A 16,862-nucleotide genomic window follows, 5' to 3' on the forward strand; every position below is an offset into this window, starting at 1 on the left:
GTCGCTTAACCGATGGTTTCGAGGCCGCCCATATAGGGCTTGAGCACGTCCGGTACGCGGATAGAGCCATCGGCCTGCTGGTAGTTCTCCAGCACGGCCACCAGGGTGCGGCCAACGGCCAGACCGGAGCCGTTCAAGGTGTGCAGCAGCTCAGGCTTGCCGGTTTCCGGGTTGCGATAGCGCGCCTGCATGCGACGGGCCTGGAAGTCTGCGCAGTTGGAGCACGAGGAAATCTCGCGGTACTTATCCTGGCTCGGCACCCAGACTTCCAGATCGTAGGTCTTGCTCGCGCTGAAACCCATGTCGCCGGTACACAAGGCCAGTACGCGGTAAGGCAGTTCCAGCAGTTGCAGCACCTTCTCGGCGTTAGCGGTCAGCTCTTCCAGGGCCTCGTAGGACTTGTCCGGCTCGACGATCTGCACCATTTCGACTTTGTCGAACTGGTGCTGACGGATCATGCCGCGGGTGTCCCGACCCGACGCGCCGGCTTCGCTGCGAAAGCACGGGGTGTGCGCGACGAATTTCAACGGCAGCTGCTTGGCATCGACAATCTCGCCGGCAACGATATTGGTCAGCGACACTTCGGCGGTTGGGATCAGGTACAGGTCAGCCTCGTTCTCGCGGCTGATCTTGAACAAATCCTCCTCGAACTTCGGCAACTGTCCCGTGCCTTGCAGAGCCGGCGCTTGTACCAGGTAAGGCGTGTAAGCCTCTTCGTAACCATGCGCGTTGGTGTGCAGGTTGATCATGAACTGCGCCAGGGCGCGGTGCAGCCGGGCAATCGGCCCGCGCAGCAGGGCGAAGCGCGCGCCGGACAACTTGGCGGCAGTTTCAAAATCCAGCCAGCCGTACCGTTCGCCCAGGCTGACGTGATCCTGAATGGTGAAATCGAACGCTTTCGGCGTACCCCAGCGGCGCACTTCGACGTTGCCGTCTTCGTCCTCGCCGACCGGCACCGACTCATGCGGCAGGTTGGGAATATTCAGCAGCAGGTTATCCAGTTCGAGCTGAATGGCATCCAGCTCGCGCTTGCCCTCTTCCAGCTCGCTGCCCATGCGATCGACATCCGCCAATAGCGGAGCGATGTCTTCGCCACGCTGCTTGGCCTGCCCGATGCTCTTGGAGCGACTGTTACGCTCGGCCTGCAGTTGCTCGGTGCGGGTCTGCACGGTCTTGCGCTGAGCTTCCAGCGCTTCGAAGCGCACGACATCCAGCTGAAAGCCGCGGGAAGCGAGGCGCTGGGCAATGTCGTGCAGTTGGGTGCGCACCAGTTTGGAGTCGAGCATGTCAGGTTCTCGTCAATCAGAGTTTGGTGAAAGATAGGCCCGCCCAGGTCGCGAGCAGGCCACCCAACACGCTGAGCGCCACATAGCCAAAGGCCAGCGGCACCTGGCCGCTTTCCAGCAGGCGCAAGGTGTCGAGGGAAAAGGAAGAAAAGGTAGTGAGGCCGCCCAGAAAGCCGACAATCAAGCCCGCTCGCAACTCCAGCGGAATCTCCGGGCGCAACAGGAACAAGCCATAGAGGAATCCGATCAACAGGCAGCCGACGATATTGACCGCCAGGGTCGCGGTATAAAAATACTGCGGCCAATTGGCGTTGATCCAATTGCCGCTGGCGTAACGCAGCAATGTACCGCTGGCGCCTCCGGCGGCCACGGCGAGCACTACGCCAATCATGGTTTTCTCCGCTGGCGTGGACTGTTCGCATCTTGCTGCTGCAAATGGGCGAGCTTGTCGCGGATTTTCTGTTCCAGACCGCGCGGTACCGGCTGATAGTACTGGCGCGAGGCTAGCTGTTCGGGAAAGTAATCCTCTCCCGCCGCGTAAGCATCCGGCTCGTCATGGGCATAACGGTATTCATCGCCGTAGCCCAGCTCTTTCATCAGCTTGGTCGGGGCATTGCGTAAATGCAGCGGCACTTCCAGCGAGCCATGCTCCGCAGCATCGCGCATGGCAGCCTTGAAGGCGCTGTACACCGCATTGCTCTTCGGCGCGCAAGCCAGGTAAACGATGGCCTGGGCCACCGCCAACTCGCCTTCCGGGCTGCCCAGGCGCTCTTGCACATCCCAGGCATTGAGGCACAGGGTCAGGGCGCGCGGGTCGGCGTTGCCGATATCTTCGCTGGCCATGCGCACTACGCGGCGCGCGATGTACAGCGGGTCGCAACCGCCATCGAGCATGCGCGCGAACCAGTACAGCGCGCCGTCCGGGCTGGAACCGCGCACTGATTTGTGCAGCGCGGAAATCTGGTCGTAGAAGGCTTCGCCGCCTTTGTCGAAGCGTCGACGGCTGTCGCCCAGCAGGTCCAGCAACAGCTCGCTACTGATTTCGCCGCCGTCCTCGGCAAGGTCCGCGGCGTTCTCCAGGAAGTTCAGCAAGCGCCGGCCATCGCCGTCTGCTGCGCTCATAAGAATTTTGAAGCTTGCCTCGGGCAGCGTCAGTTGCCGTTCGGCCAATCCCTTGGGGTCGCTGAGTGCGCGTGTCACCAGCTTGCGCAAGGCTTCTTCGTCGAGGCTTTTGAGCACGTAGACACGCGCCCGCGAGAGCAACGCGTTGTTCAGCTCGAACGATGGGTTTTCGGTGGTCGCACCGATAAAAATCAGCGTGCCGTCTTCTACGTAGGGCAAGAACGCATCTTGTTGCGACTTGTTGAAGCGGTGCACTTCATCGACGAACAGAATGGTCTGGCGGCCATATTGAGCGGCGTGCTGTTGGGCAATCTCTACCGCCTGACGGATTTCCTTGACCCCGGAGAGTACGGCAGAAATCGTCTCGAAATGTGCATCGGAGACTTGTGCCAGCAGCCGCGCCAGGGTGGTTTTACCGACGCCCGGCGGGCCCCAGAAAATCATCGAATGCAGTGCGCCCTGCTCCAGCGCTTCGCGCAGCGGCTTGCCGCGGGCCAGGAGATGCTCCTGACCGACGTACTCATCCAGACTGGCGGCGCGCAAACGCGCGGCCAGGGGTTGAGCGACGGGGGCTTTGCGAAACAGATCCATGGTGCCGGGCTAAGGCCTCTTACTCTTGAATGACGTCTGCGCCTTCGGGAACATCGAAGCTGAATTGCGCGTTATCCAGGGTTTCGTTCATCTTGACATTGAGGAACAGGATATTGGTGCGTTGACCGATGCTGTCGATCAACTGCATGTCGTTCAGAACCCCGCTACGGAACGACAGACGCAGGCTGTCGAATAGGGTGTCCTTGGATTTCGGCTTGAGAATGAAGTCGACCACATTGCCGCCTTCCTTGAAGCTGATTTCGAAGTTCTCACGAATCTTCGACACATCACCGGACAGCAGCAACGCCGGGGTGTGGGTCAGGCGCTGATCGAGGGTTTGAATAGTGACTTGCTCAAGGTCCGGGTCATACAGCCAGACTTTCTTGCCGTTCGACACCAACAACTGCTCCATCGGCTCGTCGGTGTGCCAGCGGAACAGGCCTGGACGCTTGAGGGCCAGTTGACCGGCGGTTTCCTGCAACTGGGTGCCACTGCCATCCAGGGTCAGCTGGGAAAAGCGCGCGGTGATGGTCTGCGCCTGGTTGAGCAACTGAGTCAGGCGCTGCACGGCCACCTCGTCGTCGGCCAGGACGGAAACACTGGAAAGGCTCAAAACGGTCAGCAACAACATGCGAATCAGGCGCATGGAACTCCTCATACATCGGTTTCTAGGCGTTAATCGCGAGTGGGGCTGGGCGCGATGACTTCGCGCGAGCCATTGGTATTCATCGATGTCACTACGCCGGCCATTTCCATGGCCTCGATCATCCGCGCGGCACGGTTGTAGCCGATCTTCAGTTTGCGTTGCACGGCGGAAATCGAGGCGCGGCGGCTTTCGGTGACGAAGCGCACGGCCTCATCGTACAGCGGGTCTTCTTCGCTGCCTTCACTGCTTCCCTCGCTGCTGCCATCGAAGCCGCTGCCGGCCTCCTCGACGCCTGCCAGGATGTCTTCGATGTAATCCGGCGTGCCGCGCAACTTCCAGGCCTCGACCACACGGTGCACTTCCTCGTCGGAAACAAACGCACCGTGTACGCGAATCGGTAAACCCGTACCCGGCGGTAGATAGAGCATGTCGCCGTGACCCAACAACTGCTCGGCACCGCCCTGATCGAGGATGGTGCGCGAGTCGATCTTGCTCGACACCTGGAATGCCATGCGGGTGGGAATGTTGGCCTTGATCAGGCCGGTGATCACATCCACCGACGGGCGCTGAGTCGCAAGGATCAAGTGAATCCCTGCGGCACGGGCTTTCTGGGCGATACGGGCGATGAGTTCTTCAACTTTCTTGCCGACGATCATCATCATGTCGGCGAATTCATCCACCACCACCACAATGGTCGGCAGGGTTTTCAGCAGCGGCGCTTCATCGTGAATATTTTCGCGTTTGTACAGCGGATCGGCCAGCGGCTCTCCCGCGTCCTCGGCGTCCTTGACCTTGCGATTGAAGCCGGCCAGGTTGCGCACGCCCATCTTCGACATGAGCTTGTAGCGTCGCTCCATCTCGGCAACGCTCCAACGCAGAGCATTGGCGGCTTCCTTCATGTCGGTCACCACCGGGCACAGCAGGTGCGGGATGCCCTCGTAGATCGACAATTCAAGCATTTTCGGGTCGATCATAATCAAGCGCGCCTCTTCCGGCGTGGACTTGAACAGAATCGACAGGATCATTGCGTTGACCCCGACCGACTTGCCCGAACCGGTCGTGCCGGCCACCAGCAGGTGCGGCATCTTGGCCAGATCGGTGATCACCGGCTTACCGCCGATGTCATGGCCCAGCGCCAGGGTGACGGGCGACTTGGCTTCATCGTATTCGGGGGACGACAGCACTTCGGAGAAGCGCACGATCTGCCGGTCCTCGTTGGGCACTTCGATACCGACAGTGGTCTTGCCGGGAATCACTTCGACTACCCGCACGCTGATGATTGCCATCGAACGTGCCAAGTCCTTGGCCAGCCCGGAAATACGGCTGACCTTGACCCCGGCTGCCAATTGAATTTCGAAACGGGTAATCACCGGGCCGGGATGCACGGACTCGACCATGACCTCGACGCCAAACTCCTTGAGCTTGATCTCCAGCAGGCGCGACATGGCCTCCAAGGACTCGGGAGAGAATTTTTTCTGTTTCTTCTCGGCTACGTCGAGAATGGAAATCGGCGGCAAGGTGCCTTCGACGGCGCTGTCGACGAACAACGGCGCCTGCTTTTCTTTGAGCACGCGCTTGCTCGGTTCCGCAGCTTTCGGCGCGGCGGGCGGCGTGATGATCGGCGCGGGACGGTTTTCGCGCTCGCTCATGTGCTTGCTCAGCGCTTCCTCACGCTCGATCAGTCGTTCTTTGACTTTGGCCTGTTCGCGGCGGTCGCGCACCATCGGCGCGGCAACTTCGCTGACCCGCTCATCGACCTCGCGCAGCTGGGCAACCAGCTGTTTGCGCTCAAGTCGTGCACTCCACCAGCGGTTGACCAGGCTTTGGATCAACTCGAGCAGGTCCAGGGTGATCTTGCCGGTCAGGTCCATGACCTTGAACCAGGAAAGATCGGTAAATACGGTCAAGCCAAACAGAAACAGAGCGATGAACAGCAAGGTGCTGCCCTGCACGTTCAGCGCGTTGATGGCCAGTTGTCCCAGGCTTTCACCCAGCGCACCGCCCGCCGAGGCTGGCATGTTGGCACTGGAGTGAAAATGGATATAGGCCAATGTGGCGCCAGACAGCACCAGGAAGACCAAACCGATCAGGCGCCAGGAAAACAGCCAGCCGCTCCACTGCCAAGGCTGATGCCGGGAGCGGAAAACCTGCAGGGTCTTGACCCCGAGCAGCAACGGAAACAGGTAGGCGAAGTAACCGAGGGCCATAAACAGAATGTCGGCGAACCACGCACCCGCACGCCCAGCCGCGTTCTGCACCTGCTCGACATTGCTGGTGTGCGTCCAGCCGGGGTCAGCGGGGTCGTAGGTCAGTAATGCCATCCACAGATAAAGGCAGAGTGCCCCGAGGGCAATCAAGGCACCTTCCTTCAAGCGGTAAGGCAATTGCTGGCGCCAGACGGGAGCCTGGGCTGTAGGGCTAGAGTTCTTCAAAACGCATCTGTTCCTGCGCCGCGGCGCGCCGAATGATCGGTTAACAGTAAAAATGTGGCCTATTGTACGGGTTTGCCTGGTCGATGCCACGCCACGCAGCGGTGCTGCAGCCTGTTCGGTGGAAGCTCAGTCGTCGGCTCCCGCTCGTCCCCCGCTTCGGTGTAGCATATCCGCCAACATCTTCCATGCGGCTCAATTGGAGCATGCATTCTCTTTTGTGACAAAGGCTTATGAGGTGTTTTTATGAGCGAAGTCAAGCATTCACGCCTGATCATCCTAGGCTCCGGCCCCGCCGGTTACAGCGCTGCCGTCTACGCTGCTCGCGCCAACCTCAAGCCCGTAGTGATTACCGGCATTCAGCCTGGCGGCCAGCTCACCACCACCACCGAAGTCGACAACTGGCCCGGTGACGTTGAAGGTCTGACTGGTCCGGCACTGATGGATCGCATGCAAAAGCATGCCGAGCGCTTCGATACCGAGATCATCTACGACCACATCCATACCGCCGAGTTGCAAACCCGCCCCTTTACCCTCAAGGGTGATAACGGCACTTATACCTGCGATGCGCTGATCATCGCCACGGGCGCCAGCGCCCAGTACCTCGGCCTGCCTTCCGAGGAGGCATTTGCCGGCAAGGGCGTATCCGCCTGCGCCACATGCGATGGTTTTTTCTACCGCAACCAGGTGGTTGCCGTGATCGGCGGCGGCAATACCGCTGTAGAAGAGGCGCTGTATCTGGCCAATATCGCCAAGGAAGTGCACCTGATCCATCGCCGCGACAAGCTGCGCTCGGAGAAGATCCTTCAGGACAAACTGTTCGATAAGGCCGCCAACGGCAACGTGCGCCTGCACTGGAATCACACTCTGGATGAAGTGCTCGGCGATGCCAGCGGCGTGACCGGCGTGCGCCTGAAAGACACCAGCACCGGCACCAGTAGCGAGCTGCCGCTGGCAGGCGTGTTCATCGCCATCGGCCACAAACCCAACACCGAGCTGTTCCACGGGCAGTTGGAAATGCGCGACGGCTACCTGTTGATCAAAGGCGGCAGCGAAGGCAACGCCACCGCCACCAGTATCGACGGCGTGTTTGCCGCCGGCGACGTGGCCGATCACGTCTACCGCCAGGCGATCACCTCGGCCGGCGCCGGCTGCATGGCCGCACTGGACGTCGAGAAGTTCCTCGACGACAACTGATAGCCCAGGGCAGGCGCTCAATGCCTGCCCTACCCTCCTCCGGCTACGCACATGCTGACCTGGTTGCAACGCGACTCCCTGAGCTTCCCGCCACTCGCCAAAGCCCTGCACGAACCCAATGGGTTACTCGCCGCAGGGGGCGACTTGAGTGCCGAACGCTTGATTCAGGCCTACCGGCACGGCTGCTTCCCCTGGTATCAGGATGGCCAACCGATTCTCTGGTGGTCGCCCGATCCGCGCACCGTGCTGTTCCCGCATGAGCTACATGTTTCTCGCAGCTTGAACAAGGTGTTGCGCCAGGCACGCTACCGCGTGACGTTCGATCAAGCGTTCGCCGAGGTAATCCAGGCCTGTGCCGCGCCTCGCGACTATGCCGCCGGCACGTGGATCACCCCCCCTATGCAACACGCCTACCTCGAGCTGCATCGGCGCGGCATTGCCCACTCGGTCGAAGTCTGGCGCGACGACAAACTGGTCGGCGGCCTGTACGGCCTGGCAATCGGCCAGCTGTTTTTTGGCGAGTCGATGTTCAGCCGCGCCGACAATGCCTCCAAGGTTGGCTTTGCCACCCTGGTCGAACACTTGGCAGCCTGGGGATTTGCCCTGATCGACTGTCAAATGCCTACGCAGCACCTGCATAGCTTTGGCGCGCGAGCCATTCCCCGCAGCGATTTCGCGGCCTATCTAGAGCGCCATCTCGACTTGCCAAACTATGCCGATTGGCTTGCCTAGGCGAGTGCTGCTGCCTGGCATACACTTACTCAAGGCTTATCCCGAGAGTCGATCATGACCGAGCTGGCCCGCCTGAAGTTTTATGCCACTCAGCCCCATCCGTGCAGCTACCTGCCCGAAGAACAGGCCACAACCTTGTTCCTCGACCCCAGCCAGCCGATGGATGTGCAGGTGTACGCTGAACTCTCGGAAATGGGTTTTCGTCGCAGCGGCGATCATCTCTACCGCCCGCATTGCCAACGCTGTACCGCTTGCGTGCCCGCCCGTATACCGGCTGCGCAATTCACTCCGAATCGCCAGCAGCGGCGTATTTTCAAACGTAACCTGGATGTTCAGGTGCGCGCGGTTCGCCCCGCGTTCACCGAGGAGTATTACAGCCTCTACGTTCGCTATATCGAGCAGCGCCATGCGGACGGCGACATGTACCCGCCAAGCCGTGAGCAGTTTTCGACGTTTTTGGTACGCGACCTGCCGTTCTCGCGCTTCTATGAGTTCCGCCAAAAAGACCAATTGCTGGCCATCGCCGTCACCGATGTCCTGCCCAATGGGCTTTCTGCGGTGTATACCTTCTATGAGCCCAGTGAAGAGCGCCGCAGCCTGGGGCGCTTTGCGATCCTTTGGCAGATCGGCGAAGCCGCACGGCTAGGGCTGAACGCCGTCTACCTGGGTTACTGGATCAAGAACTGCCGAAAAATGAATTACAAGACCCAATACCGCCCGATTGAGCTGTTCGTCAATCAACGCTGGATCACGCTTACCTGAAGTCCTTGGCGGAAACCACAATTTTCGGGCACAATGCACGCCGCTTTTGCCTGGGGCCAGTTGCGCCGGGCCATTCATTGGATACCGAGGGCTTTACTGCATGTCGAAAGAAGACAGCTTCGAAATGGAAGGCACTGTCGTCGACACCCTGCCCAACACCATGTTCCGTGTGGAGTTGGAAAATGGGCACGTCGTTACTGCGCACATCTCCGGAAAGATGCGCAAAAACTATATCCGCATTCTGACTGGCGATAAGGTTCGCGTTGAGCTGACACCTTATGACTTGAGCAAAGGTCGCATTACATACCGCGCCCGCTAAGCTAAGCACCAGTAAAAACGCCCGGCAATGCCGGGCGTTTTTGTTGGTGCGGTTTTGTTAGCCGTAACGCTTCACGCCATTTCTGCCGTGGTTTCGAACTCGAACGTCAGCTCACCGTTTTCGATATCGATATGCACCACGCCGCCGTGCTCGGCCAACTCGCCAAACAGAATTTCCTCTGCCAGTGGACGCTTGATCTTGTCCTGGATCAACCGCGCCATCGGGCGAGCGCCCATTTGCACGTCGTATCCTTGCTCCGCTAGCCAGCCGCGAGCGCCATCGCTGACTTCGAGCATGACGCGCTTGTCCTCGAGCTGCGCCTGCAACTCGGTAAGGAACTTGTCGACAATGCTCTTGATCACTTCGTGGCTCAAGCGACCGAACTGGATAATGGTATCCAGGCGATTGCGGAACTCCGGCGTGAAGCTCTTTTTGATCACTTCCATGGCGTCGGACGAGTGGTCCTGGTAGGTAAAGCCAATGGAGGCGCGCGCTGCGGTTTCTGCGCCGGCATTAGTGGTCATGATCAGGATCACGTTGCGGAAATCTGCCTTGCGGCCATTGTTATCGGTCAGGGTGCCGTGATCCATCACCTGCAGCAGCAGGTTGAAGACTTCCGGATGGGCCTTCTCGATTTCATCGAGCAGCAAGACGCAATGCGGCATCTTGGTAATGGCCTCGGTCAGCAAGCCGCCTTGATCGAAACCTACATACCCAGGTGGAGCGCCGATCAAGCGCGAGACGGTATGCCGCTCCATGTACTCGGACATGTCGAAGCGCACCAACTCTATACCCATGGCCTTGGCCAATTGACGCGCAGCCTCTGTTTTACCGACCCCAGTCGGACCGGCAAAAAGGAAGGAGCCAACCGGCTTGTCGGGGGCTTTGAGGCCGGCGCGGGAAAGCTTGATCGCCGTCGACAGCGAGTCGATCGCCGCATCTTGGCCGAACACCGTGAGCTTGAGGTCGCGCTCGAGGTTACGCAGCAACTCCTTGTCGGAGCTGCTGACGTGCTTCGGCGGAATCCGTGCGATCTTCGCCACGATATCCTCGACCTGCTCCACCTCGATGCGCTTAACGCGCTTCTCTTCCGGTTGCAGACGCTGATAGGCGCCGGCTTCGTCAATCACGTCGATGGCCTTGTCCGGCATATGACGGTCATTGATATAGCGCGATGCCAGCTCGGCGGCGGCGCGCAAAGCCTCATCGCTGTACTCGATGCCATGGTGCTGCTCGAAACGCCCCTTGAGGCCCTTGAGAATGCCGTAGGTGTCATCCACTGACGGTTCGCTTACGTCGACCTTTTGGAAGCGCCGCGCCAAGGCGCGATCTTTCTCAAAAATCCCCCGGAACTCCTGGAAGGTGGTCGATCCTATGCAGCGGATCTCACCGGAAGACAGCATCGGTTTGAGTAGGTTGGAGGCATCCATCACGCCACCGGACGCGGCGCCAGCACCGATGATGGTGTGGATTTCGTCGATAAATAGAATGGCGTGCGGGCGCTTGCGCAGTTCATTGAGCAGCGCCTTGAAGCGCTTTTCAAAATCACCACGGTATTTGGTGCCCGCCAACAGCGCACCCAAATCAAGGGAGTAGACGACGCTGTCGGCCAACAGATCAGGCACCTGGTTATCGACAATGCGCTTGGCCAGGCCTTCGGCAATCGCGGTCTTGCCTACGCCTGCCTCGCCAACCAGCAATGGATTGTTTTTACGGCGGCGGGCCAGAATCTGCGCCACACGCTCGACTTCCAGCTCGCGCCCAACCAGTGGGTCGATCCGTCCCTGGCGGGCCAAATCGTTTAGGTTGCTGGCATAGGCGTCCAACGGATTGCCGGAGGTTGACGACTCGCCGCCCTCTTCGTCCTGCATTTCCTGCTCGGTTTCCGAGTGGCCGCCATGACCGGGCACCTTGGAGATGCCGTGGGCGATAAAGTTGACCACGTCGATGCGGGCAACGCTCTGCTGCTTGAGCAGAAACACCGCCTGACTCTCCTGCTCGCTGAAAATCGCCACCAGCACGTTGGCGCCCGTGACTTCACGCTTGCCGGAGCTCTGCACGTGAAATACCGCGCGCTGCAATACACGCTGGAAGCCTAGCGTCGGCTGGGTTTCGCGCTCTTCATCATGTTGCGGAATTAGCGGGGTGGTGGAATCGATGAACTCCTGCAGGTCATGCCGCAGTTTGTCGAGGTTGGCGCCACATGCGCGCAATACGCTGGCGGCGGCCTCGTTATCCAGTAGAGCCAGCAGGAGGTGCTCAACCGTCATGAACTCATGACGCTTGGTGCGAGCCTCTTTGAAGGCCAAATTGAGGGTGACTTCGAGCTCTCGATTTAACATAGCTTCACCTCATGCCCAAGCGGCCGGCGTTAACCGTCCTTCTCGATCTCACAGAGTAGTGGATGCTGGCTTTCTCTCGCGTACTGGTTGACCTGCATTGCCTTGGTTTCGGCGATGTCGCGGGTAAACACTCCGCATACGGCACGTCCCTCTGTATGGACGGTCAGCATGATCTTGGTCGCCAGCTCCCGATTTAGGTTGAAAAACACCTCGAGCACTTCGACCACGAAATCCATCGGTGTGTAATCGTCATTGAATATGACCACCTTATACAGCGGTGGTGCCTGCAGCGCGGGCTTGGATTCCTGCACGGCCAAGCCGGAGGAATCGTCCTCGTGCGTTGCTGGGCGATCCTGATTGAATGTTAGTCGAATCTGGCTACTTGCATGCATGCTGGAATAAAGGTTCATGGTTGGACGAGTACGGATGCTAGACGGAGTTTGACCGGCTTCTCAGCCAGTTGCAGCATGGCCTTGACTATCGGCAAAACGGTGTTACAAACAATGAATACCCCTTTACGGGTATGAGGGGTTCCGCGCCCTCGCCCAACCGGTTGATTCGCGCGCGGAATCGAAGTGGATGATACTCCAGTGATGGAGTCCTTTGCAGAGGGATATCAGCATGCTCAGCGGTAAGGTCAAGTGGTTCAACAACGCTAAAGGCTATGGATTCATCCTCGCCGACGGCCGAGATGAGGACCTGTTCGCCCACTACTCGGCTATCCAGATGGACGGCTATAAAACGCTTAAAGCTGGCCAGCCGGTAAGCTTCGATATTATTCAAGGTCCTAAAGGACTCCACGCCGTGAACATCAGCGCACTTTCGGTTTCTGCCGAAACACCCGCTGCGGTAAGCCAGCCTCAGGGCACAACGGTTGAAGTCTGAATATTAGGGTAATCAGTTGCCCACAAAAAAGGCCGGTCAAATGACCGGCCTTTTTCTTTGCGCTGATCGGCTTACATGTGAGTGATCATGGCATCGCCGAACTGCGAGCAGGACATCAACTTGGCGCCTTCCATCAAGCGCTCGAAGTCGTAGGTCACGGTCTTGGCGGAGATTGCGCCATTGGTGCCCTTGATGATCAAGTCAGCCGCTTCGATCCAGCCCATGTGACGCAGCATCATTTCTGCGGAGAGGATCAGCGAACCTGGGTTCACCTGGTCCTTGCCAGCATACTTCGGTGCGGTGCCGTGGGTGGCTTCGAACATAGCAATCGTGTCGGACAGGTTCGCGCCAGGCGCGATACCAATGCCGCCCACTTCCGCCGCCAGTGCATCGGACAGGTAGTCGCCGTTCAGGTTGAGGGTGGCAATCACGTCGTATTCGGCCGGGCGCAGTAGAATTTGCTGCAGCATGGCGTCGGCGATGGCGTCTTTAACGATGACGTTCTTACCGGTTTTCGGGTTCTTGAACTGCATCCAAGGGCCGCCATCGAGCAGGGTTGCGCCGAACTCTTCAGCGGCAATCTCGTAGGCCCACTCTTTGAAGGCACCTTCGGTGAACTTCATGATGTTGCCTTTGTGCACGATGGTCAGCGAGTCGCGGTCGTTATCAACCACATATTGCAGAGCCTTGCGCGCCAGGCGCTTGGTGCCTTCCTTGGAAACTGGCTTGACGCCAATACCGCAGTCCTGGTCGAAACGGATCTTGGTGACGCCCATTTCTTCCTTGAGAAACTTGATGACCTTGTTCGCCTCAGGCGAACCGGCTTTCCACTCGATACCGGCGTAAATGTCTTCCGAGTTCTCACGGAAGATGGTCATGTCGACATCGCCTGGCTTTTTCACCGGGCTAGGCACGCCCTCGAACCAGCGCACTGGACGCAGGCAAACGTACAGGTCGAGTTGCTGACGCAGGGCAACGTTGAGGGAGCGAATACCACCACCAACCGGTGTGGTCAGCGGGCCTTTGATGGAAACGACGTAGTCTTTGACCGCGTCCAGGGTTTCCTGAGGCAGCCAGGTATCTTGGTCATACACCTGGGTGGCCTTTTCGCCAGCATAAATTTCCATCCAGGAAATCTTGCGCTGGCCGCCGTAGGCTTTTTCCACGGCCGCATCGACGACCTTAATCATTACCGGGCTGATATCAACGCCGATGCCATCACCTTCAATATAAGGAATGATCGGGTTATTCGGTACGTTGAGGGACATATCGGCATTAACGGTGATTTTGTCACCGATTGCTGGCACCTGGATCTTTTGGTATCCCATGCTGGACTCCATCTTGTGGTTAAAACAGTGCGCATCCCCCGAGAGTAACCCACTTGAATCGGGTGAAACCACATGTTCATTGGTCTTATGCGCAAGAGCATTCTGCGGCGCCCTGACGCGGTGGTATACTGGCCGGATGACTAACAAGTCATAAGGGGTTGGCCGGTCCTCACCCCTTGAATCCGCCGAATTGCCACCGCGGTTCGACGGCTCGAAATGCTCGACACTCTACTGGTGCATCCAACATCACCGCGGCAAGTCCTCGACTTTCGGCGCGCTTACACGGCGAGCCGCAGCGCCTACCTGCGCATGTCGAGGGGCTGTGCACGCTCAGCGAAGAAGAGAGTTAACCCTAAATGTCCACCCGTTCGAAGATCATCTATACCTTCACCGACGAAGCCCCAGCCCTCGCCACTTATTCGCTTCTGCCTATTGTAGAAGCCTTCGCCGCCTCCGCTGGCATTGCCGTCGAAACACGCGACATCTCTCTTGCAGGACGCATCCTTGCGAGCTTTGCCGATCAACTGGATGCCGACGAGCAGATCGACGACGACCTCGCCAAGCTGGCCGTGCTGGCCACTTCGCCAGACGCCAACATCATCAAGTTGCCGAACATCAGCGCCTCCGTGCCGCAACTCAAGGGCGCTATCGCCGAGTTGCAGGCTCAGGGCTACAACATCCCCGATTTCCCGGAAGACCCGCAGACCGACGCCGAGAAAGAAGCCCGCGCACGCTACAGCAAAGTGCTCGGCAGCGCGGTCAACCCGGTGCTGCGCGAAGGCAACTCCGACCGCCGCGCTCCGGCCGCGGTCAAGGCCTTTGCCCGCAAACACCCGCACTCCATGGGCAAGTGGAGCATGGCGTCGCAGTCCCATGCTGACTACATGCGTGGCGGCGATTTCTTCTCCAGCGAGCAGTCGATCACCATGGCCAAGGCCGGTGACGTGCGCATCGAGTTCGTGGGCAAGGACGGCAAGGTCGAGGTCAAGAAGCAACTCGCCCTGCAGGAAGGCGAAGTGTTCGACAGCATGTTCATGAGCTGCCGCAAGCTGCGCGACTTCTTCGAGAAAACCCTGCAGGACTGCAAAGAAACTGGCGTGATGTGGTCGCTGCACGTCAAGGCGACCATGATGAAGGTGTCCCACCCGATCGTTTTCGGCCACGCCGTCAGCGTCTACTACAAAGAAGCCTTCGATAAGCACGCTGCGGTATTCGCTGAAATCGGCGTCAATCCGAACAACGGCATCAGCAGCGTCTACGACAAAATCAAATCCCTGCCGGCCTCGCAGCAGGAAGAAATCCTGCACGACATCCACGCCTGCTACAGCGGTCGCCCGGAAATGGCCATGGTCGACTCGGTCAAGGGCATCACCAACCTGCATATTCCGAGCGACGTGATCGTCGATGCCTCGATGCCGGCGATGATCCGCAGCTCCGGGCAGATGTGGGGCAAGGATGGCAAGCTGAAAGACACCAAGGCGGTGATGCCGGAAAGCACCTACGCCCGTATCTATCAGGAGATGATTAACTTCTGCAAGACCAACGGCGCGTTTGATCCGATCACCATGGGCAGCGTACCGAACGTCGGCCTGATGGCGCAGAAGGCCGAAGAATACGGCTCCCACGACAAGACCTTCGAAATGACCGTCGACGGCAGCATGCGCGTGGTGTCGGCTGACGGCAGCGTGCTCATGCAGCACGAAGTCGAAGCCGGTGACATCTGGCGTGCCTGCCAGACCAAAGACGCGGCGATCCGCGACTGGGTCAAGCTGGCCGTAACCCGTGCCCGCCAGTCCGCCACGCCAGCAGTCTTCTGGCTGGATCCGGAGCGCGCCCACGACCGCGAACTGCAAAAGAAGGTCGAAGCCTACCTACAGGAACATGACCTGACCGGTCTGGATATCCGCATGATGGGCTACAACGAAGCCATTCGTGTGAGCATGGAACGCCTGATTCGTGGTCAGGACACCATCTCGGTGACCGGCAACGTGCTGCGCGACTACCTGACCGACCTGTTCCCGATCATGGAGCTGGGCACCTCGGCCAAGATGCTCTCCATCGTCCCGCTGATGGCTGGCGGCGGCATGTACGAAACCGGCGCCGGCGGTTCGGCACCCAAGCACGTGCAGCAACTGACCGAAGAAAACCACCTGCGCTGGGACTCGCTTGGCGAGTTCCTGGCCCTGGCGGTGTCTCTGGAGGAAACCGGGATCATGAGCAGCAACCCGAAAGCCAAGTTGCTGGGTAAAACCCTCGACGCCGCGACCGGCAAACTGCTGGACAACAACAAGTCGCCGTCGCGCAAGACCGGTGAGCTGGACAACCGTGGCAGCCACTTCTACCTGGCCCTGTACTGGGCCCAGGAACTGGCCGCGCAGAGCGAGGACCTCGAACTGCAAGCGCACTTCAGCCCGCTGGCGAAAACCCTGAGCGACAACGAGGCAGCCATCGTGGCCGAGCTCAACGCCGTGCAGGGCAAGCCTGTCGACATCGGCGGCTACTACCGCGCCACTCCGGAGCTGGCCCGCCAGGTCATGCGTCCGAGTTCGACCTTCAACGCCGCGCTCGCCGCACTGGCGTAAGGCGTCACACCCGGCGTCCAGGCGCTGCTGCAACACAAACCCCGGCCCGGCGCCGGGGTTTGTGCATTCTGGCCTGGCAGAACCGCGATATGATCGCCTTTTGTCATGACAGGTAGCATTTATATGGCTTGGCAGCCGCACATCACCGTGGCCACGGTCATCGAAGACCGGGGCCGTTTTTTACTGGTCGAAGAACTGGCCGAGGGCCGCGCAGTATTCAACCAGCCGGCCGGTCATCTGGAGGCCAACGAAAGCCTGCCGCAGGCGGCGATTCGCGAAACCCTTGAGGAAACCGGCTGGGATGTCGAGCTGACCGGGGTCACAGGCATCTACCTGTACACCGCACCGAGCAACGGCGTGACCTACCAGCGCGTGTGCTTTGCCGCCAAAGCGCTGCGCCACCGTCCCGAGCACCCGCTGGACGACGGCATCATTGGCCCGCGCTGGCTGAGCCGCGACGAACTGGCCGCCCAGCCCGAACGCTGGCGCAGCGAGTTGGTGCTGCGCTGCATCGACGACTACCTCGGCAGCGAGCCTTTCCCGCTGAGTCTGATCCGCGATCCCGCCTGACGGCCGTGGCGGTCGCCGCAAGACCGCCCGCCCTGCTAGAATCGCCTCCTTTTCAAGCCTGTGCACACGAT

General features: G+C 59.5%; 15 protein-coding genes. 7 read left to right on the forward strand and 8 right to left on the reverse strand.

Annotation, left to right across the window (positions count from 1 at the left end; genetic code table 11):
- Positions 1–5: 5 nt before the first annotated feature.
- Genes serS through ftsK form a run of 5 tightly spaced genes read right to left on the reverse strand, consistent with a single transcriptional unit; the run spans position 6 to position 6,077 of the window.
- Positions 6–1,286: a serine--tRNA ligase gene (gene serS / locus B3M58_RS16655; RefSeq protein WP_296220780.1), complete on the reverse strand. Its 1,281-nt coding sequence runs from the start codon at positions 1,284–1,286 to the stop codon at positions 6–8.
- Positions 1,287–1,302: 16 nt separating this feature from the next.
- Complete coding sequence (gene crcB, locus B3M58_RS16660) at positions 1,303–1,677, reverse strand: fluoride efflux transporter CrcB (RefSeq protein WP_296220781.1); 375 nt, start codon at positions 1,675–1,677, stop codon at positions 1,303–1,305.
- Positions 1,674–2,999 (reverse strand): replication-associated recombination protein A, encoded by a 1,326-nt coding sequence (locus B3M58_RS16665; RefSeq protein ID WP_296220782.1) that lies wholly within the window; start codon positions 2,997–2,999, stop codon positions 1,674–1,676. Before B3M58_RS16665 ends, crcB begins: the two co-directional genes overlap by 4 nt.
- Before the next feature lie 19 nt (positions 3,000–3,018).
- Positions 3,019–3,645, reverse strand: coding sequence for an outer membrane lipoprotein chaperone LolA (gene lolA, locus B3M58_RS16670; RefSeq protein ID WP_296220783.1), 627 nt, complete (start codon positions 3,643–3,645; stop codon positions 3,019–3,021).
- Between the two features lie 29 nt (positions 3,646–3,674).
- Complete coding sequence (gene ftsK / locus B3M58_RS16675; protein ID WP_296220785.1) at positions 3,675–6,077, reverse strand: DNA translocase FtsK; 2,403 nt, start codon at positions 6,075–6,077, stop codon at positions 3,675–3,677.
- A gap of 243 nt (positions 6,078–6,320) precedes the next feature.
- On the opposite strand from ftsK, the gene trxB reads away from it, so the two are divergent.
- From trxB to infA, 4 genes are all read left to right on the forward strand, one after another.
- Entirely contained in the window at positions 6,321–7,271 is a 951-nt protein-coding gene (gene trxB / locus B3M58_RS16680) for a thioredoxin-disulfide reductase (protein ID WP_296220787.1), read from the forward strand.
- A gap of 51 nt (positions 7,272–7,322) precedes the next feature.
- The gene (gene aat / locus B3M58_RS16685) at positions 7,323–8,003 is read left to right on the forward strand and encodes a leucyl/phenylalanyl-tRNA--protein transferase (protein ID WP_296220789.1); all 681 of its coding nucleotides are present in this window, start codon (positions 7,323–7,325) and stop codon (positions 8,001–8,003) included.
- A 54-nt stretch (positions 8,004–8,057) separates the two neighbouring features.
- Positions 8,058–8,765, forward strand: coding sequence for an arginyltransferase (locus tag B3M58_RS16690; protein WP_296220790.1), 708 nt, complete (start codon positions 8,058–8,060; stop codon positions 8,763–8,765).
- A gap of 100 nt (positions 8,766–8,865) precedes the next feature.
- Positions 8,866–9,084 (forward strand): translation initiation factor IF-1, encoded by a 219-nt coding sequence (gene infA / locus B3M58_RS16695; protein ID WP_002553999.1) that lies wholly within the window; start codon positions 8,866–8,868, stop codon positions 9,082–9,084.
- A 71-nt stretch (positions 9,085–9,155) separates the two neighbouring features.
- Here infA and clpA read toward each other — a convergent pair whose 3' ends face one another.
- Positions 9,156–11,426, reverse strand: coding sequence for an ATP-dependent Clp protease ATP-binding subunit ClpA (clpA, locus tag B3M58_RS16700; protein WP_296220792.1), 2,271 nt, complete (start codon positions 11,424–11,426; stop codon positions 9,156–9,158).
- A 29-nt stretch (positions 11,427–11,455) separates the two neighbouring features.
- Entirely contained in the window at positions 11,456–11,818 is a 363-nt protein-coding gene (clpS, locus tag B3M58_RS16705; protein WP_296221042.1) for an ATP-dependent Clp protease adapter ClpS, read from the reverse strand.
- Between the two features lie 229 nt (positions 11,819–12,047).
- Between clpS and cspD the strand changes: the two genes are divergently transcribed.
- Complete coding sequence (cspD, locus tag B3M58_RS16710) at positions 12,048–12,311, forward strand: cold shock domain-containing protein CspD (RefSeq protein WP_296220794.1); 264 nt, start codon at positions 12,048–12,050, stop codon at positions 12,309–12,311.
- 71 nt (positions 12,312–12,382) lie between these two features.
- Here cspD and icd read toward each other — a convergent pair whose 3' ends face one another.
- Positions 12,383–13,639 carry an NADP-dependent isocitrate dehydrogenase gene (icd, locus tag B3M58_RS16715; protein WP_296220795.1) on the reverse strand — a complete coding sequence of 419 codons (1,257 nt, stop codon included), beginning with the start codon at positions 13,637–13,639 and terminating at the stop codon, positions 12,383–12,385.
- A 356-nt stretch (positions 13,640–13,995) separates the two neighbouring features.
- On the opposite strand from icd, the gene B3M58_RS16720 reads away from it, so the two are divergent.
- Entirely contained in the window at positions 13,996–16,221 is a 2,226-nt protein-coding gene (locus B3M58_RS16720; protein WP_296220797.1) for an NADP-dependent isocitrate dehydrogenase, read from the forward strand.
- Positions 16,222–16,344: 123 nt separating this feature from the next.
- The gene (locus tag B3M58_RS16725) at positions 16,345–16,791 is read left to right on the forward strand and encodes an NUDIX hydrolase (RefSeq protein ID WP_296220798.1); all 447 of its coding nucleotides are present in this window, start codon (positions 16,345–16,347) and stop codon (positions 16,789–16,791) included.
- Positions 16,792–16,862: the final 71 nt, after the last annotated feature.

The sequence above is a fragment of the Pseudomonas sp. UBA2684 genome, assembly GCA_002354655.1.
In the GTDB taxonomy this organism is placed as follows: Bacteria; Pseudomonadota; Gammaproteobacteria; order Pseudomonadales; family Pseudomonadaceae; genus Aquipseudomonas.

What these genes read in the sequence shown, in the direction of transcription:
- serS (WP_296220780.1), bottom strand. Translation starts at nt 1,286, where the DNA reads ATGCTCGACTCCAAACTGGTGCGCACCCAACTGCACGACATTGCCCAG.
- crcB (WP_296220781.1), bottom strand. Translation starts at nt 1,677, where the DNA reads ATGATTGGCGTAGTGCTCGCCGTGGCCGCCGGAGGCGCCAGCGGTACA.
- B3M58_RS16665 (WP_296220782.1), bottom strand. Translation starts at nt 2,999, where the DNA reads ATGGATCTGTTTCGCAAAGCCCCCGTCGCTCAACCCCTGGCCGCGCGT.
- lolA (WP_296220783.1), bottom strand. Translation starts at nt 3,645, where the DNA reads ATGCGCCTGATTCGCATGTTGTTGCTGACCGTTTTGAGCCTTTCCAGT.
- trxB (WP_296220787.1), top strand. Translation starts at nt 6,321, where the DNA reads ATGAGCGAAGTCAAGCATTCACGCCTGATCATCCTAGGCTCCGGCCCC.
- aat (WP_296220789.1), top strand. Translation starts at nt 7,323, where the DNA reads ATGCTGACCTGGTTGCAACGCGACTCCCTGAGCTTCCCGCCACTCGCC.
- B3M58_RS16690 (WP_296220790.1), top strand. Translation starts at nt 8,058, where the DNA reads ATGACCGAGCTGGCCCGCCTGAAGTTTTATGCCACTCAGCCCCATCCG.
- infA (WP_002553999.1), top strand. Translation starts at nt 8,866, where the DNA reads ATGTCGAAAGAAGACAGCTTCGAAATGGAAGGCACTGTCGTCGACACC.
- clpA (WP_296220792.1), bottom strand. Translation starts at nt 11,426, where the DNA reads ATGTTAAATCGAGAGCTCGAAGTCACCCTCAATTTGGCCTTCAAAGAG.
- clpS (WP_296221042.1), bottom strand. Translation starts at nt 11,818, where the DNA reads ATGCATGCAAGTAGCCAGATTCGACTAACATTCAATCAGGATCGCCCA.
- cspD (WP_296220794.1), top strand. Translation starts at nt 12,048, where the DNA reads ATGCTCAGCGGTAAGGTCAAGTGGTTCAACAACGCTAAAGGCTATGGA.
- icd (WP_296220795.1), bottom strand. Translation starts at nt 13,639, where the DNA reads ATGGGATACCAAAAGATCCAGGTGCCAGCAATCGGTGACAAAATCACC.
- B3M58_RS16720 (WP_296220797.1), top strand. Translation starts at nt 13,996, where the DNA reads ATGTCCACCCGTTCGAAGATCATCTATACCTTCACCGACGAAGCCCCA.
- B3M58_RS16725 (WP_296220798.1), top strand. Translation starts at nt 16,345, where the DNA reads ATGGCTTGGCAGCCGCACATCACCGTGGCCACGGTCATCGAAGACCGG.